Origin of the sequence: Sporosarcina sp. FSL K6-2383 (genome assembly GCF_038618305.1) — a bacterium.
In the GTDB taxonomy this organism is placed as follows: domain Bacteria; phylum Bacillota; class Bacilli; order Bacillales_A; family Planococcaceae; genus Sporosarcina.
In genome coordinates, this window is the sequence record NZ_CP152017.1 from 3,148,092 (window position 1) to 3,167,326 (window position 19,235).

The 19,235-nt window shown below is 41.1% G+C and carries 29 protein-coding genes; 6 read left to right on the top strand and 23 right to left on the bottom strand.

All coding sequences use genetic code 11. The features are described 5' to 3' along the window. Positions 1-114: 114 nt before the first annotated feature. From MKZ10_RS15890 to MKZ10_RS15940, 11 genes are all read right to left on the bottom strand, one after another. Positions 115-381 carry a hypothetical protein gene (locus MKZ10_RS15890; protein WP_342505893.1) on the bottom strand — a complete coding sequence of 89 codons (267 nt, stop codon included), beginning with the start codon at positions 379-381 and terminating at the stop codon, positions 115-117. Then, positions 378-524, bottom strand: a complete 147-nt coding sequence (locus tag MKZ10_RS15895) for a hypothetical protein (protein WP_342505894.1) — start codon at positions 522-524, stop codon at positions 378-380. The genes MKZ10_RS15890 and MKZ10_RS15895 overlap by 4 nt, the downstream gene beginning before the upstream one ends. After that, complete coding sequence (locus MKZ10_RS15900) at positions 521-1,444, bottom strand: replication protein (protein ID WP_342505895.1); 924 nt, start codon at positions 1,442-1,444, stop codon at positions 521-523. The genes MKZ10_RS15895 and MKZ10_RS15900 overlap by 4 nt, the downstream gene beginning before the upstream one ends. Positions 1,445-1,473: 29 nt before the next feature. Continuing rightward, positions 1,474-2,172, bottom strand: coding sequence for an MBL fold metallo-hydrolase (locus tag MKZ10_RS15905; protein ID WP_342510242.1), 699 nt, complete (start codon positions 2,170-2,172; stop codon positions 1,474-1,476). Next, the gene (locus MKZ10_RS15910; protein ID WP_342505896.1) at positions 2,169-3,116 is read right to left on the bottom strand and encodes a recombinase RecT; all 948 of its coding nucleotides are present in this window, start codon (positions 3,114-3,116) and stop codon (positions 2,169-2,171) included. Before MKZ10_RS15910 ends, MKZ10_RS15905 begins: the two co-directional genes overlap by 4 nt. Before the next feature lies 1 nt (position 3,117). After that, positions 3,118-5,103, bottom strand: a complete 1,986-nt coding sequence (locus MKZ10_RS15915) for an AAA family ATPase (RefSeq protein WP_342505897.1) — start codon at positions 5,101-5,103, stop codon at positions 3,118-3,120. Then, a complete protein-coding gene (locus MKZ10_RS15920) occupies positions 5,100-5,348 on the bottom strand; it encodes a hypothetical protein (protein WP_342505898.1) in 249 nt (82 codons plus the stop codon). Before MKZ10_RS15920 ends, MKZ10_RS15915 begins: the two co-directional genes overlap by 4 nt. A 99-nt stretch (positions 5,349-5,447) precedes the next feature. Continuing rightward, the gene (locus MKZ10_RS15925; RefSeq protein WP_342505899.1) at positions 5,448-5,594 is read right to left on the bottom strand and encodes a hypothetical protein; all 147 of its coding nucleotides are present in this window, start codon (positions 5,592-5,594) and stop codon (positions 5,448-5,450) included. A 263-nt stretch (positions 5,595-5,857) separates the two neighbouring features. Beyond that, entirely contained in the window at positions 5,858-6,124 is a 267-nt protein-coding gene (locus tag MKZ10_RS15930) for a hypothetical protein (RefSeq protein WP_342505900.1), read from the bottom strand. 9 nt (positions 6,125-6,133) lie between these two features. Beyond that, a complete protein-coding gene (locus MKZ10_RS15935) occupies positions 6,134-6,421 on the bottom strand; it encodes a helix-turn-helix transcriptional regulator (protein ID WP_342505901.1) in 288 nt (95 codons plus the stop codon). Positions 6,422-6,590: 169 nt separating this feature from the next. Beyond that, positions 6,591-7,259, bottom strand: coding sequence for a Rha family transcriptional regulator (locus MKZ10_RS15940; RefSeq protein WP_342505902.1), 669 nt, complete (start codon positions 7,257-7,259; stop codon positions 6,591-6,593). A 71-nt stretch (positions 7,260-7,330) separates the two neighbouring features. Here MKZ10_RS15940 and MKZ10_RS15945 point away from each other — a divergent pair, with 71 nt between their 5' ends. Continuing rightward, positions 7,331-7,525 carry a hypothetical protein gene (locus MKZ10_RS15945; RefSeq protein ID WP_342505903.1) on the top strand — a complete coding sequence of 65 codons (195 nt, stop codon included), beginning with the start codon at positions 7,331-7,333 and terminating at the stop codon, positions 7,523-7,525. On the opposite strand, the gene MKZ10_RS15950 is transcribed toward MKZ10_RS15945, so the two are convergent. The 3 genes from MKZ10_RS15950 to MKZ10_RS15960 all read right to left on the bottom strand — a co-directional run bounded on the left by MKZ10_RS15950 (position 7,515) and on the right by MKZ10_RS15960 (position 8,432). Further along, on the bottom strand, positions 7,515-7,703 hold the full coding sequence (locus MKZ10_RS15950) for a hypothetical protein (protein WP_342505904.1): 189 nt from the start codon (positions 7,701-7,703) through the stop codon (positions 7,515-7,517). The genes MKZ10_RS15945 and MKZ10_RS15950 overlap by 11 nt on opposite strands. 43 nt (positions 7,704-7,746) lie before the next feature. Next, the gene (locus tag MKZ10_RS15955) at positions 7,747-8,052 is read right to left on the bottom strand and encodes a DNA-binding protein (protein WP_342505905.1); all 306 of its coding nucleotides are present in this window, start codon (positions 8,050-8,052) and stop codon (positions 7,747-7,749) included. Between the two features lie 146 nt (positions 8,053-8,198). Beyond that, complete coding sequence (locus tag MKZ10_RS15960) at positions 8,199-8,432, bottom strand: helix-turn-helix transcriptional regulator (RefSeq protein ID WP_342505906.1); 234 nt, start codon at positions 8,430-8,432, stop codon at positions 8,199-8,201. A gap of 168 nt (positions 8,433-8,600) precedes the next feature. On the opposite strand from MKZ10_RS15960, the gene MKZ10_RS15965 reads away from it, so the two are divergent. The 4 genes from MKZ10_RS15965 to MKZ10_RS15980 all read left to right on the top strand — a co-directional run bounded on the left by MKZ10_RS15965 (position 8,601) and on the right by MKZ10_RS15980 (position 11,294). Further along, a complete protein-coding gene (locus MKZ10_RS15965) occupies positions 8,601-8,951 on the top strand; it encodes a helix-turn-helix transcriptional regulator (protein ID WP_342505907.1) in 351 nt (116 codons plus the stop codon). A gap of 16 nt (positions 8,952-8,967) precedes the next feature. Beyond that, complete coding sequence (locus MKZ10_RS15970; protein ID WP_342505908.1) at positions 8,968-9,459, top strand: hypothetical protein; 492 nt, start codon at positions 8,968-8,970, stop codon at positions 9,457-9,459. A 104-nt stretch (positions 9,460-9,563) separates the two neighbouring features. Next, the gene (locus MKZ10_RS15975; protein WP_342505909.1) at positions 9,564-10,019 is read left to right on the top strand and encodes an ImmA/IrrE family metallo-endopeptidase; all 456 of its coding nucleotides are present in this window, start codon (positions 9,564-9,566) and stop codon (positions 10,017-10,019) included. Positions 10,020-10,079: 60 nt separating this feature from the next. Further along, entirely contained in the window at positions 10,080-11,294 is a 1,215-nt protein-coding gene (locus MKZ10_RS15980; protein WP_342505910.1) for a tyrosine-type recombinase/integrase, read from the top strand. A 66-nt stretch (positions 11,295-11,360) separates the two neighbouring features. Here the strand turns inward: MKZ10_RS15980 and MKZ10_RS15985 are convergent, their stop codons facing one another. Continuing rightward, the gene (locus MKZ10_RS15985) at positions 11,361-12,428 is read right to left on the bottom strand and encodes an NAD(P)/FAD-dependent oxidoreductase (RefSeq protein WP_342505911.1); all 1,068 of its coding nucleotides are present in this window, start codon (positions 12,426-12,428) and stop codon (positions 11,361-11,363) included. A gap of 175 nt (positions 12,429-12,603) precedes the next feature. Here MKZ10_RS15985 and MKZ10_RS15990 point away from each other — a divergent pair, with 175 nt between their 5' ends. Continuing rightward, the gene (locus MKZ10_RS15990; protein WP_342510244.1) at positions 12,604-12,840 is read left to right on the top strand and encodes a YuzB family protein; all 237 of its coding nucleotides are present in this window, start codon (positions 12,604-12,606) and stop codon (positions 12,838-12,840) included. A gap of 156 nt (positions 12,841-12,996) precedes the next feature. Here MKZ10_RS15990 and MKZ10_RS15995 read toward each other — a convergent pair whose 3' ends face one another. The 8 genes from MKZ10_RS15995 to MKZ10_RS16030 form a co-directional block, all read right to left on the bottom strand. After that, on the bottom strand, positions 12,997-13,764 hold the full coding sequence (locus MKZ10_RS15995; RefSeq protein ID WP_342505912.1) for a TIGR01457 family HAD-type hydrolase: 768 nt from the start codon (positions 13,762-13,764) through the stop codon (positions 12,997-12,999). Between the two features lie 2 nt (positions 13,765-13,766). Then, complete coding sequence (locus MKZ10_RS16000; RefSeq protein WP_342505913.1) at positions 13,767-14,216, bottom strand: DUF86 domain-containing protein; 450 nt, start codon at positions 14,214-14,216, stop codon at positions 13,767-13,769. Positions 14,217-14,408: 192 nt separating this feature from the next. Beyond that, positions 14,409-14,720 carry a YutD-like domain-containing protein gene (locus MKZ10_RS16005; RefSeq protein WP_342505914.1) on the bottom strand — a complete coding sequence of 104 codons (312 nt, stop codon included), beginning with the start codon at positions 14,718-14,720 and terminating at the stop codon, positions 14,409-14,411. Between the two features lie 34 nt (positions 14,721-14,754). After that, positions 14,755-15,693, bottom strand: a complete 939-nt coding sequence (gene lipA / locus MKZ10_RS16010; protein WP_342510245.1) for a lipoyl synthase — start codon at positions 15,691-15,693, stop codon at positions 14,755-14,757. Between the two features lie 200 nt (positions 15,694-15,893). Then, positions 15,894-16,601: an ABC transporter ATP-binding protein gene (locus MKZ10_RS16015; RefSeq protein ID WP_342510247.1), complete on the bottom strand. Its 708-nt coding sequence runs from the start codon at positions 16,599-16,601 to the stop codon at positions 15,894-15,896. After that, positions 16,588-17,382, bottom strand: coding sequence for an ABC transporter ATP-binding protein (locus tag MKZ10_RS16020; RefSeq protein ID WP_342505915.1), 795 nt, complete (start codon positions 17,380-17,382; stop codon positions 16,588-16,590). Before MKZ10_RS16020 ends, MKZ10_RS16015 begins: the two co-directional genes overlap by 14 nt. Then, entirely contained in the window at positions 17,372-18,331 is a 960-nt protein-coding gene (locus MKZ10_RS16025; protein WP_342505916.1) for a branched-chain amino acid ABC transporter permease, read from the bottom strand. Before MKZ10_RS16025 ends, MKZ10_RS16020 begins: the two co-directional genes overlap by 11 nt. A gap of 12 nt (positions 18,332-18,343) precedes the next feature. Then, on the bottom strand, positions 18,344-19,219 hold the full coding sequence (locus MKZ10_RS16030) for a branched-chain amino acid ABC transporter permease (RefSeq protein WP_342505917.1): 876 nt from the start codon (positions 19,217-19,219) through the stop codon (positions 18,344-18,346). Between the last annotated feature and the right edge of the window lie 16 nt (positions 19,220-19,235).

Here is a 19,235-nt window from a genome sequence, read left to right on the forward strand (position 1 = left end):
GTGTCGTCCCCTATATCGTGTAAGTAACCCTCATTCATGCCTTTTCCGCACTTGTCGCACGTTCGAGCGTATTGACCGGTTTATGTTGTGTTTCGTAAACGTAAAAGCTTTCAGTCATACCAATCCCTCCAACGCTAACCCCTCAACAACTTCTCGCGGATCCTCATCATCGCAATAACATGCGCCATGTTCTTCGAATTCCTCGCATTTATTGCAATACTTGTCCACTTCGAAACCAAGAAATTGATATTGTGGTCGTACGTAGTACTTTCTGCCGCACAATCTGTTTGTGCAATGGTGAGAATCTCCTTCCTCATCCCAAATACTGTTGTTCGGTTCCTCTACATGACCGCAATAAGGGCATGTTTGATTTTTCGTCATTCCGCCACCGCCCTTTTAACCGCTAGAAAACTGACAAGAGATTGATAGTCCATGTCGATAAACGAATCGCCGTTAGGTCCCTCCGTGACGCCATGCACCGTTATTAATTCGTGATGGTTATATAATATTTCTCGCATTTTCATACCGTTTTCTCTCCTCTCAACTCCTGTAGTAGTTGCTGTCGTTCACGTTCGATGTCAATGTCTGATACTCGCGCAACAGGGACGGCGCGTTCCTCTTTCCCGAACCATTCGGGTGTAATTTCTTCTCGTGTAGATTTTCTTGATTTGTTCTGCGCAGGGAAATGTCGGTCAAGAATAAATCCAACGCAATACGACAACGAGTGAATCCGATCCCTTGCGTGTCGAGGGTTGTAATTCCTGAACGATTCTTCCAAGCTGCTAATAGCTTCCAAGAGCGGAACGCCTGCAGCTTGAATTTCTTTTGCGGCATTCAAGTCAGCGGGTTTGAAATCAAATCCGAATGCACGCAATTCTACAAAACGATTTAATAACTTACGAAGATAATTTTCTGATGAATCATCTTCAACGGCGTCTTTCTTTTCCTCTGTCTTTATATCTTTATTTAGTATTTCTTTAACCTTTCTTTCTTGGGTATCAATTTGTACACTAGTGACAGTAACGTCTTGTACACTAGTGGTAGTTTCATTTTGTACACCATTACTAGTATCAATTTGTACACTAGTGACAGTAACGTCTTGTACACTAGTAAACGATGCATATTTTTCGATTCCCCAAGTGTTATAGTGTTTGTTGAATTTGTAAGAATTGGTACGCTTCGCATCCCCGTATTCCACTTTTTTAAGCACATTATCCTCAATTAATTTCTTTAAAGAAGCATTTATCCGACTCCTACTCAAACCTGTATGATTTTCAAGAAAAGATAGTGACATTGCATGGGATTTACGATTGAATCCATATGTGAATCTCCATACGCACATAATTATTTTCATTTCATTTAACGAAAATTTGTACTTCTGAACCGCTTCCAATATTTCATTAGCTATTCCTGTAAAACCATTTTCTTTTTGCGGGCTTGCCACTCACCTCACATCCTTTTGCATGACTAGTGTTAAGGTACTATTACAAGCTTTCCAGTCGCTTGTTGCACCGTTCTTTTGAATAGTTCTTCATCGCTGTTGGTGTCACTTAAGTGAAGCAAATGAATCTCTTGGACTCGCGATAAATCGTTAGCTTTCAGAAATTCCAAAACGTTTTCTAAGCTGAAATGTGAAGCTCTTATTCGTCTGCTTAGGAACTCATGTACTCGACCGCTCGACACGTTCCGCTCGAGAAGAGCATCGGAATAGTTGCACTCAATCATCAAATGAGTGACGTTTTTGAACCTATACTTGACGTAATAAGTGTCAGTAGCGAAGAGTAAGCGAGCGCCTGCATCACTTTGAATCAGAAAGCCGTGATTCTCGACATCGTGCTTCACATCAAAAGGTAAAATAGTAAACGTTCCAACTCTGAACTGCTTCTTGTTTTCAAACCGCCTAATTCGGTTATGCTCTATCCCTATTTCGTTCTTAGTTGCCTCTGACACGTAAACATCCATCGAAGCATCAAGTGCACCCTGCACACCTTTACAATGGTCTTGGTGACTGTGACTGATTAAAGATGCTGCTATTTTCGTAGTTTCATAGTTTAATGCCCGTTGAATCTTTTTAAACTGGATCCCCAGCTCAATTAAGAGCCGGGTTTGTCCATCGTCAATTAAGTAGCAGTTTCCTGTGGATCCTGTAGCGATTGTTCGGATGTTCATCAGAAGCCTGGTCCGTTTGTTGTTGGTTGTGTTGGCTGTTCGAATATAGTTTGTTGTTCTGATTCTTCCTGCTTCTGCACCGGTTCCTTTTTAGGATTTTTAACTGGCATTTCGATAACCTGTGGTTCTGGCTGAATATCTAACTCCTCGGTATTAGCATTCTGTCGAATTTCGTACTCAGGGTTAACCTCTTTACGCTCATTCTCGAACTCATTTTCAGTAGTACGATTAATTGCACCGATAAACAGATCGCTATCGTCCGAAGTGTTTATGAATGCCTTGGATGCCCGGTTAATGACAGTTCTCTTCGCCATTTCCTGCGGGTATTTGTTTTGTACTGTTGCCATGCTTGATTGCGACCATGATGTTTTAATTTCATCCATCGTCATAACTGTTAGGAACTGTACGCCGTCGTCCCGTTCGATGATGCAGTAAGCGCCTTCGATATCATCCTTGTTGCCTGTAGCCGCCTTCCAATCTACTTGGTGAGCTTTAAAGGCTAGTTGTCCACGCTCGTTGTATTCAACGTCAAACGTTTCACCCTTCCAAATGACGTTCGCCCAGATGTCTTTAACGCCACTCATTCGCTTAATGACTGCTTGTGTTCCGTGATAAGATCGAGTGAATTGCATTTTGTCGCCGTAAACGATGAAGTAACCTTGATTCTTTGCGACACTCAATGCTTGGATTGCCATGTCTTGCAAAGAGAAAGCGACACTATCGGGTGTTGCGCTGTCGATTAATGATGTTTTCTTTTTGAAATCCACTTCCGTTAATTTGAAATATGCTGCTTGAACCGCATTGACGATTGAGTAGTTTTCCGGAATGTTGATTTGGTTGTTTTCAACCATGCTTTGGACTTTTTCGGCAACCTTGGTCACGAGTGCGTTTTGTTTGTTCGTTTCGGCTGGCGCTTGGCTTTGCGTTTGCTGTATTTGATTTGTCATATTAGATAGCCTCCTTCATGTCGTTGGTCAGCGTTTCAATCCGTAACTGCTTGTCCTTCTCTGAAACAACCAGACTGATAACCTGTGCATCCATATCAGTTAAGCGAGTAACAGCTTCTGCGTTATCAATAAACACTGGCACTCTGAATCCGTAATGCTCGGAAAGCGTCTGGATGATGTCTAAGCCGACATTAATCTTCGCCGCATTGTTAAGACCAGAGCCATAAGGCACGCCGTTGTAAGTCGTTTCGCATACATCGACTAACGTTCCATCCACCTGTTTATGAGTCAGTTTGAACCGTGCATATTTGAACTTGCTATTGATTTTTTCATCCAACATTTCTACTTTGATACGAGTGAACTCCTCAACAAGGAACAATTCTTTTTCAACATTCTCGAAGTCTTTTGCGAGTTGTTCTTGCTTTGCTTCCAGTTCGGCAATTCGCTTGATAGATGACTCGAAATGGGCCTGTTGCGCAATTTGCTGATTGAGTTCAGAGCGCTTGGCACGAAGAGTAGCAACTTCGTTTTCGATGCCCACGACAGCATTCTCGGCGTTTTCTTGTAGCGCCTTAATTTCCTCATTCAACTTAGTCTGCCTTTGAATATTTTCTTGGTATCGAGCATCTTGACGAGCGCCCTTAACATCTTCTCTCAGCGTTTCTAGTTCAGCTTCAAGTTTCGCAATGACAATCTGCTTCGCGTCGATTTCGGACTGCGTAGATGTCGCTGTATTAGCTAACTTCTTATTCTGGGCAAGTAGTTCAGCTTTCTTCTCAGCTCCCGCTTTCCCTAACTCCTGAATTTCTTCTAATCGATGTGATTTTTTAAGATTGAAGGCAGTCAACGCCTTTTCTTTCGCCACTGCCACTTGATCCGCCGGCAAGTCTTGTTCGCAAGTTGGACAAACGCATTCTATTTCATGAGTGAATTTAGATGCTTCAAGTACGCTATATTCCTCACGAAGAGGAACAAGTTTATTTTCGATTGATTCAAATTCTTCATTATTGCGTTTAACCTGGTATTCCTCATCCTCTTTCTTGCGTTTGAGAATAGAGATGTTTGATTGTTCCTCTTGGATTTTTGCATTAACTTTATTCGCTTTTTCGATTGAGTCAGCTTCTAGCTCTCGCTTAATGGATTCGAGGTCCAAAGCAACTTGCTGTAGTTCCTGTTGCTTACCGACAATGGCTGAACCGTTCTTGATATTGCTAATTTGTGCCGTATGGCCATCAATTTCTTTCTCGATACCCGCAATTTCTTTTTCTATAGAAGGAACGTCAATGTTTCCTGCTGGTAGCAAGTTGTTAATCTCGCTAATTCGTGTAGGTATGCTTTTGATTTCATCATTGATTTTTTTCTTTTTAGCAGCAATGATCTTTTTATGGTCCTCGATTTTTTTGCCGTTCAGTATGCCAGTCAGTTCTTGAAGTGTTTTGTTGGCGTCAATGACTTCTTGGTCTGTTAAGTCGCCAGTGATTTCTAGTAGTATTTCACGGCGCTTTTCCCATTTGAATTGTTCGTTGAAATAAGTAGGTGATGTCAGAAGTTTGAAAACCTCTTCATCAACTAGATTTTTAATCGCTGTATTGTACTGTTTTTCCGGCGTCGGCACATCATCAATGAAATAGTCGTTTGTATTGCCTTTAAACGTTTTTTCTAGCGCCCCACGCTTTTGAGTCCAATCCTCGAAAAGAACCTTTTTCAAAGTGAGGGGTTGTCCATCTACTAGAAATGAAGCTTCAACCTCGTGTTCCAAGTTGTTCATTTCTTGACCTTCCGGCGTAATGGTCTTGATGGAAAACTTCGCTTGGTTTCGGCTGTTTTTATTAAACAAAAGCCAAAGGAATGCATCGTACAAAGTCGTTTTACCTGTTGCGTTGTCACCATAGACACTCACGTCGTTACCGTTGACCTCTAGCGAGAAATCCTTTACTCCTTTGAAGTTCTTAAGAGTTAGTTTCATCAATTTAATTTCTTTCATCATTGTTCCTCCTTAGGTAAAATGTTTTCTGGATCAATATCGTATTCCTCGCACAACTCAATCAAATCAACGCACACAGTGCCGTCCTGCTGAATTTTGCAATCGAGTCCTCCGTCATCCGCGCTACATCTATCAATTAAGTCAGCAAACTCTTGTACTTCTGATGGACTAATCCACATAATCAAACTTTCTCCACGCCAACCAATTTCTTTATCTTGACAAAACTTGTATAGTTCCAATTCCGTCAATGTGTTCTCCTCCTTGTCATTTGAGGGGTTCCGTACTATAATCTTGGTAACTGTATTAGCAAGAACCCCGAATCCACTGTTGTCGCAGTGGGTTTATTTTTATTCAATTTCCTTTTCGAGTTCAGCCTTTGTGATTTCGTCGTGACAACCATCACATCTTTGGGGGTAACCGTGACCATCACCCATGTATTCGCCGCAGGATTCGCAAAACTCACCGTCTAACGTCATTTCAGCGTATTCACCCATCTAGCTCACCCCTTTTTATTTTTGCGAAGCGAAGTGTAGCAATACTAGTTTTTGCTTGGTTGATAGACGTTTCCAATCTTTCACCTTGATAGACATCGCATTTCACATCCTTTCTGATGATTGAATCCCATCAAACAATCCGCAAACGTTGCCGTGGAAGATGGAGGAAATCTTCGTTCACGAATTGTTTGATAGGAGCCAAAGCTCCTACAATGTGTTATAATGTTTGTATCGAGAGATTCTTGTCGGCTGGCGCGGTAACGTCAGTCGGCTTTTTTTCGCTTAAAATTTATGATTTGAACGCCATAATTGTGTGCATTGAGTATGCTACAGATGTTTTCAACCCGTTTTGATGACTTCATCCGAGTAAGCTTTACGAGTGCTAAGTGCATGTCCGCTGTTCGTTGTATAGCCGCGTCAATATCGTCCGTCCATAAGTTCACTTCAATCTTTTCTAGCTGGTGCAGGATCATTCTCTTTGTTTCTAGTGCGTCCGCTATATCATCACGTCGATAGTTTGTCTGTTTCATAGTTACCTCCTAAATGAATTTGATAATGCCGCCAACGAATTGAGTTAACGTCTGCGCCAGCGCTAATATGTCCACACCATTTACCATCGCCACACCCAATTCCAAAGAGGTAGTACCAGTCGCTTGTATTCGTGCTCCCACTATCTGCATCCACTTGACACCCTCATCAAACTTAAGCGCCCTTTCCCCTTTTTCTAATTTGGTAATAGCTGTTCTCGGTAGGTCCATAAGTGGAGCTATATCTTCTTGCGATAATTTAGCTCTTTTTCTGGTCTCCCGAAGAAAACTGATATCCATAGTCATTCACCCTCTCAAATGTTCCATTTTCGGACATGTTCCAAAACGAGCCGACATTCTCGATTCGAATCTAGTAATATAATTAATGAAGTTAACTTGTTGGAACGACCCCTCCGACAACCTCGCTACAAATCGCTTCGTGCAAGGGGCATGCCCGCCCCTCTCCGCTTTACGAAACTTTACGTGGTATCCAAGCATTCACATAATTCACTGCAGCTCGAAGATCCTTCCGCTTCACATCTTTATAAGAAGCAACCCCGAACCTGTCCTTGATTTCTCTGTAGATTTCACGGAACAGTTTCGGCCTCAGCTGCTCATGCACTTCTAGCTCGTACACCTTTCTCGCAACAGCCTTTTGTAATCCCCGTTGCTCCCCGTAATCCAGTGTGATCTGATTCTCCACCTTGTCTTTCAGTACTGCCACATCTTCTTTAAGGACCTCAACATCCTCCGACGTTTCAAGGCTTAATCTCAACGACGCTCTAAGTTGTTCTTTTTCAGTAAGTGGCTTTGGAGCGTTTAACGACTTCTCCATATCTTCGAATCTAGTAACATATGCAGCTGTAAATAGGACGCCTTTTTCACCAGTCATTTTGTTGGCTACCATGTCGCATCCGACCCGAGTGAGTAAGTAACAAGGTTGTAATTGGTTTCTGCTGTTTAGATAAGTACTTTCAATGAAGAATTTCTCGCTGCCGAGATCTCGTCCGTGAAGAATCTCGCTATACTTACGAATGTCTGCCAATAAATGCTTATGTTGAACATCCACCATCGTTGCAACATCGCGACTATCTGTAACTAGTTGCCCATTAATAGAAACTACTTTTAATTGATTCATTGAACTTCCTCCTTTTGGTAGGTATTTCGTTCCTCACTGTCGAATAATGACAATAGAGGGAGGTGATACATATGAAAGAAAAATTGGATTCGATTCCTGTTTCTCATGAACAACTGGCTCACGACCTCGCCATGTTTAGGTTGCAAAGTGTTTTTGCCGAAAAACAAGACAAGTCAATTGGCGAAGTCTTCAACCAGTACATTGAAGGTGTCGAAACGTTCAAAACGTTGATTGAGGGTTACAAAAATGGCTCACTCAAAAATTGATTGGTAAAGATCTTACGAATTTTTTTTGGAAATCTTCAAGTTGTTTTATCGTTTCTCTCGCGCTTAAGTTTTCAGGTATGTTAATAGTTATTTTAGGAGCCGCCGTTACAGCGGTGGCTTTCCTTTCAAGATCATTGACTCGTCTTTCTAATTCCTCAACTCTGTTTTTTGCATCCACATCTCTCAACTCCTATTAATAGTTAGTAGATTAGCAACGCCGCTTAACCAACCTTGAAATAACTTGTATTGTCGTCCACCCACTTTGTGTGCCGGTCAATCCATTCGAACAGCTTGTCCCTGTGAATCAGCACACCCGCCTCTCGTATTACCGGAAAATCTGGACGCCCCATCAACTCAGATGCTTTCCACGATTTAATGTGAAAGAGTTCTTTCAGTTGCGTGACTGTCAACAGTGGAGGCCACTCTTGCGATTCGGATTTACTCTTCATCATTTCTTGTATTTCTTCGCGCACTACTGGACGCATTGCTTCTGCAAGCTTTTCATAGTCGAACTCTACAGTTAGCATTTACCCCTCTCCTTTCTTAGCCTTCACACCCACCAATCAAAGTTCGACGTCTTCGCGTTGGCTATTGCTGTCGCTCGCTTCATATTGAAGGTCGTGGCGTACTCCGCTCGTTCGAACTTTCGTTGCTGGATGTGAGGTATTTATTTTTAGACGACTTCTTTACAATTTTCTGAAACTTCGCGTACCGCGTAGCGACTAGGTAAAAAAATTTCCTCTCTTACCACTTGGTAAACCGACGCGATTTGCGAAGCTCTTTCAGAACTAACTTGTCTCTTGCCGTTTTCTATTTGCGAAAGATAACCAGCCGGTATCCCTACCATTTTTGCTGAATCTTCTAAACTAAGACCTGTCGCTAGTCGCGCTTTTCTCAATAAACTCATGTAAATTCACTCCTTTCAACTTCTCGTTTCGAGTTGTTATACATATAATACAATGCATAACGCAAAGTGTCAACGCATATTGCAAAGTTTTTGATTTTTATTTGAAATTCGCACAACGCAAAGTATAATAAAAGTATTAGGTAGGTGATTATGGTGTTCGGATCTAGATTGAGAGAATTAAGAAAAAGTAAGAAAATGACGATGAAGGAATTCGGAGAAAGGTTTAATCTTGCCGAATCAACTATTTCTGGCTACGAAAACGGAACTAGAAAACCAGACATTGATCAAGTAAGAAAGTTCGCCGACTTTTTCGAAGTGACAACCGATTACATATTAGGTCAAACGGTTGTCAATTACCCAGAAACTCTTAAAGAGGATAAATCTTTTTATATGAGTAGGATTGCAACTGAATTCCCTGACATTGATCTAATGTTTAAGGACCTAGAATCGCTGGATGCTGAAGGAATGAAAGAAGTGTATGATTATATTAAATTTAAGGTAAGTCAAAATAAAAAATAAAAATGAGGTGATAAAGTTGAAACGACTTATATTTGTATTGGTAATGTCGATGTTATTTTTAGTTGCATGCGGGGTCGATGAATTAGAAGAGTTCACGAAGGAATTCAATCAAAGAGCACTCAAGGACGATGTTCCGGAATTGGTAATGGATGAATTCGGAGATATTGAAATAGAAGAAGTGGAAAATATGGGTTGGCAACAACTTTACGAATCGGATAGTTATTATATTGATGCTAAATACAAAGACGGTGAAAAGCTATCGGGGTATCATTTGGTTATAGATAAAAGTGAGCCATTTGAAGAATTTGAAGGAGAAGGTTATAAAGCGGGTTTATCAATTATTAAAACACTAGGGTTAGATGCAGGGGACTATGTTAGAGGATACGGGACTGCTTTAAGTGAAGGAAGAGGTCTATACATTGAAAATGGTTACAAAGTGTCTTTCACTTATCCAGGATCATCTGGGATAACATCAGTCGGAATGATTATTAATTTTGATAAAGAGTAATTTTTCGAAGAGAACGCAAAGTTATCTTTCAAGGTGTGCATTTATGTACACCTACTCTTTTACCCAATACACCAAACATACATTCTCTACAAGGAGGTTATCACTTGTACTCACTTCTAGAAGATTATATTTATGATTTATATAAGTCTATCGGAATAACAAAACCGTCGGAAATGAACATGCTGCTAATAGCTAAAGAGTTAAACGTCGAGATTGTCTATAAAGAAAACTCGTTTAGGTTTGATAATGAAATAATCCTTGTAAGGGGTACAGCAAGAGAAGAATGGATGGAATTTGGACATGAAATCTGCCATTTTTTACGACACAGCGGTAACCAGCTGAATATGCATCCGTTGTTTATGAGACTACAAGAGTGGCAGGCAGAAAGTTTTATGTATCATTTTTGCGTACCAACATTTATGCTACGTGATTTGGATTTACCACGTAATCGAAAAAAGGCGATTTGGGAGATTCAAAAGGCATTCAATGTGTCATATGAGTTCGCAGAAATTCGACTGGAGAAGTTTACGCAACAGCATGCGTATGCAATGCTTTCATAAGTGATTAAAGGGGTGATGCGATGAATATAGTTTGCTGAAATATTTTCGAGGAGGGGTAACATGAAATGCGTACAGTTGGATAGCGGTGTTTGGGAATGCGTTGCTGATGGTCCTAGGGATCCTGTGACGAATAAAAGAAACCAGGTTCGTAGGCGCGGAAAATCGAAAGGGGTCGCTAAAAAGAAGGTCGAGGAAGAGATTAAAAAGCAAGAGGATCACGGTGTTAACAGCAAGACCAACAAGAACGCTACGTTTGAGCATGTCGCGTGGGAATGGTTTGAAGTATACGCCTTGACTGGCGTGAAAGATAGCACTATCAGGAACCGTAGGTCGTCCGTTAAAGTGTTGTTAAGATACATCGCTAGTATAAATGTAGCGAATATCGAAACTCGACAACTGCAAGGGATTTTTGTTGATTTATTTAAGAAAAACCTATCGCCATCTTTGATGGAGAATGCAAAGGTGACCGCAAATTCTATTTTCAAGTATGCGGTTGAACATAAAATTAGGGTGGATAATCCAGTACCAGCTGTTGTTATCCCGAGAAAGAAATTGACGGTTGAGGAAATTGAAAATTCGACAGTTGAAGAAAAATTCTTTGAACGCTATGAATTAGAGGAGTTTTTGCAGATGACTTTAACTGAGGGATTGCCAAACGATAAAGAATGGTTTTATTTGCTCGCGTTTACCGGATTACGGGTTGGAGAACTTTGCGCTTTAAAATGGACAGACATTAATTTTGATGAAAATACAATTCGAATTACCAAGACATTAGATATGCCAGACCATAATATGAGGAAGTTTAAATTAACACCTCCAAAAACAATGGCCGCCATTCGCACGATCGATGTGGATGAAAGTATCCTAGCGATGCTAAAAACTCATAAAGTACTGCAAGCGAAAATTAAACTTAGTACACGAAAAGGTATAGAGGACTATCACGAGGGTAATTTTGTGTTTTGTCGACAAAATGGATATCCGTATTCTAGTCGCTTTATTTACGATCGGATTATCCGACTTATCAAAAAGACAAGCATTACGAAAATTGAAGGGCCACACATATTGCGCCATACCCATATAACGATGCTCACAGAAGCTAAAGTGGATTTAAAAACGATTATGGACAGGGTTGGTCACGAGGACTCGAAAACGACGATGGACATCTACACGCACGTTACAGAGAATATGAAAGAAGATGCCACCGCGAAGATTAAAAATCGCTACGGTGACATCTTAAATTTAACTGTTCCCAAGGGAAATGTGATAGATATGTGATATTCCGACATTTCTATCACACGTAAGACCTCGCAAACGTTGATGCAACAACGTTTTTATGGTCGCTTAACCATTATGCCATTTATACATCCACAGCACGCCCGATTTTAATAGCCTTGCAATACGTCCTGTGACGGTGCGATCCGCAAGATAGGCAAAGCCTTGTTTCTTTCCTAAAGAGCCGAGGAAGCCTTTTAGCTTGATCTCTGGCATCTTGTCCGGCAATGCTTCGCCACTCCATACTAAGCGTAATACTTTGACGATTTGTTCAGCCTGCTCCTCAGCAACCTGAGCACTAGGAGCGTAAGGCAATGAAGCACAGTCCCCTACGATATAAACATCGTTAAACGCAGGCAACTGGTGATACATATTAAGCACCACACGACCTGAACTATCTTTTTCAGTGTCAATGTTTTTGACAGCTGCAACGGGACGAATACCCGCTGTCCACACAACCGCATCGACCGGAATTGTTTCTTCATGATTATACAACGCGTTTGGCTCTACTCTTGTAATATTAGAATTCGACACAACGTCTACATTGTGATCGTCAAACCAGCCTTTGACATAATTACTAAGTCGCTCAGGGAAATCACGCAAAATTCGTGGGCTACGATCAAATAATTTAATGTTCAAGTCAGGTCTACTTTCACGTAATTCACTAGCTAGTTCAATACCGCTTAAACCAGCACCAACAATTCCGATTGTAGCACCTGATCCAAAACCAAGAATTCTTTCATGTGCGATTCTTGACTTGCCAATTGTTTGGATACTATACGTGTACTCAGCGGCCCCTGGTACATCATGATAATTGTCCTCACATCCAAGTCCAATGACGAGCTCATCATACTTAATCTGTACGCCATCATCGAGATAGACACATTTTTCATCTGGTCTAATTTCAATAATTTCACCACCAACCACTTTCAATCTGTCGTGGATAGGCAATGCAACGCGGACCTCAGAATCCGACACTGTCCCAGCCGCAAGTCCATAAAATTCCGTTTTTAAACTGTGGAAAGGGGTCCGATCGACAAGTGTAATTTCAATATCATCTGGAAGATCCTTCGTCAATAAACGCAGCATAATACGCATATTACCGTATCCAGCACCAAGTAGTACAAGTTTTCTCATAACTTTTCTCCTTCATAATACATTAATCCGCTACTTTCTCAATTTGATTATATCAGTTTGTGACAAGCTTCACAATGAGTCATTGGAAAGTAAACTTCAGTTGTTCGAAGTAAAACGGGGAAATTGACGTGTGCGGAAAAAAGGAGTAGGATTCCAAGTGAGTGAGGTGATCGTCATGAATCCGATTGTCGAGTTTTGTATAAGCAATATTGCAAATGGTTCACAAGAAACTTTCGAGACATTGGAAAAAGATCCAAATCTAGACGTTCTTGAATACGGCTGTTTAAGCTATTGTACAAAATGTATGGAAACACTTTACGCAGTTGTTAATGGTGAAGTTGTCGAAGCCGACACACCCGAGGAACTGACTAAACGTATCTATCAATTCATCGAAGACAATCCGCTCTTTTGAGCATTTTGGCTAACCGCCCATCTAAGGCGGTTAGCTTTTTATTTGAATTCGGCTGAATTCAAATAAAGCCTCCGGCGGATGTCACGGATTTTGAAAGGAGTTAATCGAGCTTGCTCGATTCAAAATCCGGACGCAATCACGCCTTAGCCTGATTGATTATATTCCATTCCATTCCATTAATGATTGTAGGTGATACGTCGGCGGCTGCTCTTTCAGTAGTACATCCTTAGTAGATGAGACGCCGCCTGCTACATGTAGCGTGTCAATGCCGAAGCGGATTCCGGCCTGAATATCGGTATCATAGTTATCTCCAACCATGATCATCTCTTCCTTACGATAACCTTTTTCCTGCTGAATAAAACCTAACATATCCGATTCTGGTTTTCCGACAAAAACAGGCGTTTTTCCAGTTGCGCTCTCCATTAATTTCACGAAGGAACCATTGCCTGGAACAAGCCCTTTCTCCGTTGGAAAAGCCTGATCACTATTTGTTGCGACGAAATGAGCACCGGCACGTATCGCAAGACAAGCATTCGCCAACTTCGCATACGTGATAGCACGATCAATCCCCATGACGACCACATCTGGATTATCATCCGTCAGCTCAATGCCCTCCAATAATAAGGCTTCCTCAAGCCCTTTTTCACCAATCATCATAACAGACGCACCTGGATAATTTGCCTCGCAATATTTCGCCACCGCAATAGCAGAAGTCATAATATGAGCAGTATCTGTTCGGATACCAAATGAAGCCAATTTTTCTTGCAGCTGTTGACGTGTCATCGACGAATTATTTGTTATAAAATAAGGTTCGACGCCACGTGCTTGAGTACTTGCAATGAAAGACACCGCTTCTGGAATCGGTTCAACTCCACGGTATACCGTCCCATCTAAGTCGAGACAAATCGCTTTATAGTGATCCATCTTCAGTTATCCTCAGGTAAAAATGCCGATACTGGACCTAGCTCGTTTTCAAGATAATGACGGACTTTATCCGGAAACTCTTCCAGTTCCCCTAGCGTATCATATAGGACTTTATTAATTTCTCCTGCATCCACTTCAGTAAATTCGCGAACAATCATTTTTCTCAAATCAATGACACGTTTAAGTGGTGCGGCCATTTCTGGTGTAACAACACGCTCGTCTTCCATAATATCTATGATATCCTCGTAACTTCCCGGATCACGCATGATGAAACCGTCAATCATCGAGTTGCCAACATCAATAATTGACTCGATAATCACTTGTGCAATTCGTTCAAGTGCTAGTGAACGGACCTCATCCTCTGCCCATCTACTTCCACCTTTATATATCTCAAGTAAATTTTCCATATGATCCAGCGCTTTATTAATTTGATTTCTGTCTACAAAATACACAGACGTTCCCTCCTGATTGTTATGAATATGTATATTCTCTATAATACCATATCTAATTAGAATTAATGATTCCATTGAATAACGCTTCTGCGCTAGAGGATGCCTCACACTACATTCAGAGAAGGTAGATAAACACGCAAGAACATCAAAAAACTCGCATGTGGATTATATTTCATCCACACGCGAGTCTTGTCATTCAGCCACTTCTTTTATAGGCATATCTTGTTTAACACGCTCCACTTTTTTCATTACAAAATAAGCACAGCCAAAGTTACAGTATTCATAAAGATAATCCTGTAACGTACCAATTTTAGTTTCGTACGTTGCCTTCTGATTCGAGTCATCGAAGAACCCTTTAAGGCGGAGTTGTCCGTAGCCCCAATCACCAAGTATATAATCATACTTAAGAAGGACATCACTATATCGTGCAAGAAGTGCTTCTTCGTTGAAGCCATCACGATAATTCTTCACGATTTCAAACTGCCAATCATCTAACTTTATCATTCATTTCACCGCCACTTAATCGATTACACCCTTATTAACTTTGTAGTGACATCTCACCACGACGCTGGACTTCCTTAGCGGCCGCATTAACTTGCTCATCAGCATGGTAACTCGAACGTACTAATGGACCAGCCTGACAATGTGAGAATCCTTTGGACATTGCAATTTTTCTTAACTCGCCGAATTCCTGGGGCGAATAGTATTTCTGTACTTTTAAATGTTTTTTTGTCGGCTGTAAATACTGACCGATTGTCATAATATCCACTTTATGCGCACGAAGATCATCCATCGTTTCCAAAATTTCCTCATGCGTTTCACCAAGACCCAGCATTAAAGAAGATTTTGTCGGAATTGTTGGCTGCATTTCCTTTGCACGCAGTAGTAGTTCAAGTGAACGGTCATAGGTTGCGCGAGCACGAACTCTTGGCGTGAGACGTCGAACTGTTTCTATATTATGGTTGAGTATATCCGGCTTTGCATCCATCAGACGCTTCAAGTTGTCAAAGTCGCCCCCCATATCCGATGGTAATACTTCTACAGTCGTGAACGGGTTTTTTCTGCGAATAGCACGAATCGTTTCCGCAAAAATTGCAGATCCACCATCCTTCTGGTCGTCGCGTGCAACTGCCGTTACAACGGTATGCTTTAAATTCATAAGTGCGACCGAATCTGCAACGCGTTCTGGTTCTGCTATATCTAGTTCATTTGGCAATCCAGTTTTAACTGCACAAAAGCGACAAGCACGCGTACAAACTGCTCCGAGAATCATGAACGTTGCTGTGCGCCGCTCTCCCCAACATTCATGGATGTTCGGACAGCGTGCTTCTTCACATACGGTATTCAAATTATTCTCTCGCATCATTTTCTTGAGTTCCACATAATTATCATTCGTATTCAGCTTAATTTTTAGCCAATCTGGTTTCTTAATATGTTCGTCTCTCGTACCTTGTTCTGGTTTGCACGTCACAACGATCTACTCCATTCCTGCAATCTATATACGTTCATATAAAGAATACTTCCTATCTGCCGGAAGCTGAAGTTCAATTGTTTCCAGCACTATTGTCAATGTATCATATATTCAGACTTCAAACAACCAGAAGTAAGAGCGACTAACCCTTTCACTGATGGGTCAGCCGCTCTATTTTCCAATCTAATCCTAGACTCCAATGATTGTCAATGGCCGCCAAGATAAGCATTTTTAATTTCTTCACTTGCCTGCAACTCTGCCGCAGTCCCAGATAGAATAACCCTACCTGTTTCAATGACATACGCTCGATCCGCTATTGACAAAGCCATATTGGCATTCTGCTCAACGAGTAGTATCGTTGTGCCCTCCTTATTAATTTCCTTGACAACCTCAAAAATTGTTTTTACCATCAGTGGAGCCAAGCCCATAGATGGCTCATCCAATAATAACAACTTTGGCCTCGCCATAATCGCTCTGCCCATTGCTAGCATCTGCTGCTCTCCACCCGATAATGTCCCAGCGGATTGCTTGCGTCGTTCAAGTAAGCGTGGAAAAATCCCATAGACCTTTTGAAGATCCTGTTGAATCGCAGCTTTATCTTTACGTAAAAATGCACCTAATTCAATATTTTCTTCCACACTCATATCCGCAAATACACGTCTTCCCTCTGGCACATGAGAGATTCCCGCTTTTACGATTGCTTGAGCCTGCTTGCCCGCTATTGAAGAGTCCAAATAGTGGATGGAGCCCTCTTTCGGTTTCAATAAACCGGATAACGTTTTTAACAATGTACTTTTTCCTGCCCCGTTAGCACCAATTAGCGTAACAATCTCACCTTCATTTACTTCCAGTGAAACACCTTTTAGAGCATGGATACTGCCATAATAGACATTGATATTTTCAATCTTCAACATGCTCATCATGAACTTCCTCCCCTAAATAAGCCTCGATTACTTTTGGATTATTACGGATTTCCTCAGGAGTTCCTTCAGCAAGAAGTACACCATGATCCAATACATAAATACGCTCACAAATCCCCATAACTAAGTTCATATCATGTTCAATTAATAAAATCGTTAAATTGAATTTTTCACGCACAAAAGCGATTAACTCCATCAATTCTTTCGTTTCCTGCGGGTTCATACCAGCAGCCGGTTCATCTAACAATAATAGCTGGGGTCCTGCCGCTAAAGCCCTCGCAATTTCCAGCCTCCGCTGTTTCCCATACGCCAAGTTTTTTGCATCTTCATCTTTATATTGATCTAACTTAAAGATTTTCAAAAACTCCATTGCTTTCTCTTCCATTTCTTTTTCTCCGGAAAAGTGTGCAGGCAAGCGTAGCATCGAACTGAGTACGGAATGTTTCGCTAACGAATGGTACGCAACTTTTACATTATCCAATACCGATAATTCATTGAATAACCGGATATTCTGGAACGTCCGACTTATGCCTTTGCGCGTTACTTGATAAGGGGCCATACCGTTAATGCGCTCCCCATTTAGTAAAATATCACCTTCCGTTGGCACATAAACACCTGTTAACAAGTTAAAACTAGTTGTTTTACCCGCACCATTGGGGCCAATCAATCCAACAAGCTCTCCTTGGTTGATTTCCATATTGAAATTCGCAACAGCCTTTAGTCCACCAAACTGTATACCGACATCTGTAACTTTTAGCAACGGTTCACTGGCCATGTTTGCTGCCTCCTTTCGAACCTCTCCAAAGCTTGAAATAATCTGTGATTTCCATCGTACCCATTAACCCCTTAGGACGATAAAGCATCACAATGATTAGTACAAGGCTATAAATAATCATGCGCGTTTCAGGATAACTTTGTAGGAATGTAGAAACAATCGTCAGTAAAATTGTAGCGACAATCGCACCGGACAAACTTCCTAATCCACCCAATACAACATAAATTAAAATATCAATTGATTTTAAAAACCCGAAGTTGACAGGCTGTATAATATAGAAATTATGCGCATACAATGCACCAGCAATACCAGCAAAGAAGGCACCTATTGCGAACGCTAACACCTTATAGTAAGTTGTGTTAATCCCCATAGCGTCTGCTGCAATTTCATTCTCCCGAATCGATATACATGCACGACCATGTCGTGAATTCGTAAAGTTAACAATGATCACAATTGTAGCGAACAAGCAAATAAATGTGTAGGTCCAATTTGTTAAATGGTCGACTTGCATACCTGCCGCTCCACCAACATACTCAATATTTAAGAAGATAATTCGAATGATTTCCGCGAATCCCAGTGTAGCAATCGCCAGGTAATCCCCTCTTAGGCGTAAACTCGGAATTCCGATAATTAAACCTGCAATGGTTGCCATCACACCGGCAGCCAAAATGGCAACTGGAAATGGTAGATTCAATTTCATCGTGACAATGGCCGATACATATGCACCGACTGCTAAAAATCCGGCATGTCCAAGTGAGAACTGCCCAGTAATCCCAATGACCAAATGCAAGCTGACCGCCAACATAATATTGATGGACATGAAAACAATTGTATTAATATAAAAATCATCCAATATTCCCACCATGATGAGAGCTTGAACAATTGCATAAGCCGCAATAGATGAACTGATAAATATCCAGAACTGTTTCGACTTTTTCAGCTTTTTCATAATGTCTGTCACCTACACTTTCTCACGTGTATTTTTACCAAAGATGCCTGATGGTTTGAAAATGAGTATTAAGATCAAAATGATAAATGCCGCAGCATCTCTCCATAGTGAGAAACCGAGTGCACTTACAAACGTTTCAACAACTCCAAGCACAAGTCCACCGACCATCGCTCCCGGAATAATACCAATTCCACCAAGAACTGCCGCAACAAATGCTTTCAAACCTGGAATAACACCCATTAACGGATCGATCTTTGTATAATAAATACCGAAAATAACGCCCGCAGCTCCAGCTAGTGCTGAACCAATCGCAAACGTAGCCGAGATTGTGTTATCTACATTGATACCCATCAATTTTGCCGCTTCGCTATCATAAGAAACCGCTCTCATCGCTTTTCCAATTTTTGTTTTATGTACAATAAATTGAAGTATAATCATTAGCCCCACAGAAACTGAAAGGATCAAGATTGATTGACTACTAATTTGAACACCCAAAAAGTCAAATGATTTGTTGGCTAATACTGCTGGATAGGCTTCTGGTTGTGCCCCACGCATATAAATGACACCATTTTGAATCAGAAGAGATACCCCAATCGCCGTTATCAATACTGCAATTCTCGTGGCATTTCGCAATCTTTTATAAGCAATACGCTCAATGACAACTCCTATGATTGCACAGCTTGTCATTGCAATGACCAATGCTGGAAAAAGGCCAAGTCCCCATCCTGCTATACAGAAATAGCCGATGAATGCCCCAATCATAAAAACTTCCCCGTGCGCAAAGTTAATAAGCTTTATGATTCCATAAACCATCGTATAGCCTAAAGCTATTAACGCATATATACTTCCGAGTGAAATACCATTTACCAGCTGTTGTAACCATTCCATGCAATTTTCACTCCTT

What these genes read in the sequence shown, in the direction of transcription:
- MKZ10_RS15890 (WP_342505893.1), bottom strand. Translation starts at nt 381, where the DNA reads ATGACGAAAAATCAAACATGCCCTTATTGCGGTCATGTAGAGGAACCG.
- MKZ10_RS15895 (WP_342505894.1), bottom strand. Translation starts at nt 524, where the DNA reads ATGAAAATGCGAGAAATATTATATAACCATCACGAATTAATAACGGTG.
- MKZ10_RS15910 (WP_342505896.1), bottom strand. Translation starts at nt 3,116, where the DNA reads ATGACAAATCAAATACAGCAAACGCAAAGCCAAGCGCCAGCCGAAACG.
- MKZ10_RS15915 (WP_342505897.1), bottom strand. Translation starts at nt 5,103, where the DNA reads ATGATGAAAGAAATTAAATTGATGAAACTAACTCTTAAGAACTTCAAA.
- MKZ10_RS15925 (WP_342505899.1), bottom strand. Translation starts at nt 5,594, where the DNA reads ATGGGTGAATACGCTGAAATGACGTTAGACGGTGAGTTTTGCGAATCC.
- MKZ10_RS15930 (WP_342505900.1), bottom strand. Translation starts at nt 6,124, where the DNA reads ATGAAACAGACAAACTATCGACGTGATGATATAGCGGACGCACTAGAA.
- MKZ10_RS15935 (WP_342505901.1), bottom strand. Translation starts at nt 6,421, where the DNA reads ATGGATATCAGTTTTCTTCGGGAGACCAGAAAAAGAGCTAAATTATCG.
- MKZ10_RS15940 (WP_342505902.1), bottom strand. Translation starts at nt 7,259, where the DNA reads ATGAATCAATTAAAAGTAGTTTCTATTAATGGGCAACTAGTTACAGAT.
- MKZ10_RS15945 (WP_342505903.1), top strand. Translation starts at nt 7,331, where the DNA reads ATGAAAGAAAAATTGGATTCGATTCCTGTTTCTCATGAACAACTGGCT.
- MKZ10_RS15955 (WP_342505905.1), bottom strand. Translation starts at nt 8,052, where the DNA reads ATGCTAACTGTAGAGTTCGACTATGAAAAGCTTGCAGAAGCAATGCGT.
- MKZ10_RS15960 (WP_342505906.1), bottom strand. Translation starts at nt 8,432, where the DNA reads ATGAGTTTATTGAGAAAAGCGCGACTAGCGACAGGTCTTAGTTTAGAA.
- MKZ10_RS15980 (WP_342505910.1), top strand. Translation starts at nt 10,080, where the DNA reads ATGAAATGCGTACAGTTGGATAGCGGTGTTTGGGAATGCGTTGCTGAT.
- MKZ10_RS15985 (WP_342505911.1), bottom strand. Translation starts at nt 12,428, where the DNA reads ATGAGAAAACTTGTACTACTTGGTGCTGGATACGGTAATATGCGTATT.
- MKZ10_RS15990 (WP_342510244.1), top strand. Translation starts at nt 12,604, where the DNA reads ATGAATCCGATTGTCGAGTTTTGTATAAGCAATATTGCAAATGGTTCA.
- MKZ10_RS15995 (WP_342505912.1), bottom strand. Translation starts at nt 13,764, where the DNA reads ATGGATCACTATAAAGCGATTTGTCTCGACTTAGATGGGACGGTATAC.
- MKZ10_RS16005 (WP_342505914.1), bottom strand. Translation starts at nt 14,720, where the DNA reads ATGATAAAGTTAGATGATTGGCAGTTTGAAATCGTGAAGAATTATCGT.
- MKZ10_RS16015 (WP_342510247.1), bottom strand. Translation starts at nt 16,601, where the DNA reads ATGTTGAAGATTGAAAATATCAATGTCTATTATGGCAGTATCCATGCT.
- MKZ10_RS16020 (WP_342505915.1), bottom strand. Translation starts at nt 17,382, where the DNA reads ATGGCCAGTGAACCGTTGCTAAAAGTTACAGATGTCGGTATACAGTTT.
- MKZ10_RS16025 (WP_342505916.1), bottom strand. Translation starts at nt 18,331, where the DNA reads ATGAAAAAGCTGAAAAAGTCGAAACAGTTCTGGATATTTATCAGTTCA.
- MKZ10_RS16030 (WP_342505917.1), bottom strand. Translation starts at nt 19,219, where the DNA reads ATGGAATGGTTACAACAGCTGGTAAATGGTATTTCACTCGGAAGTATA.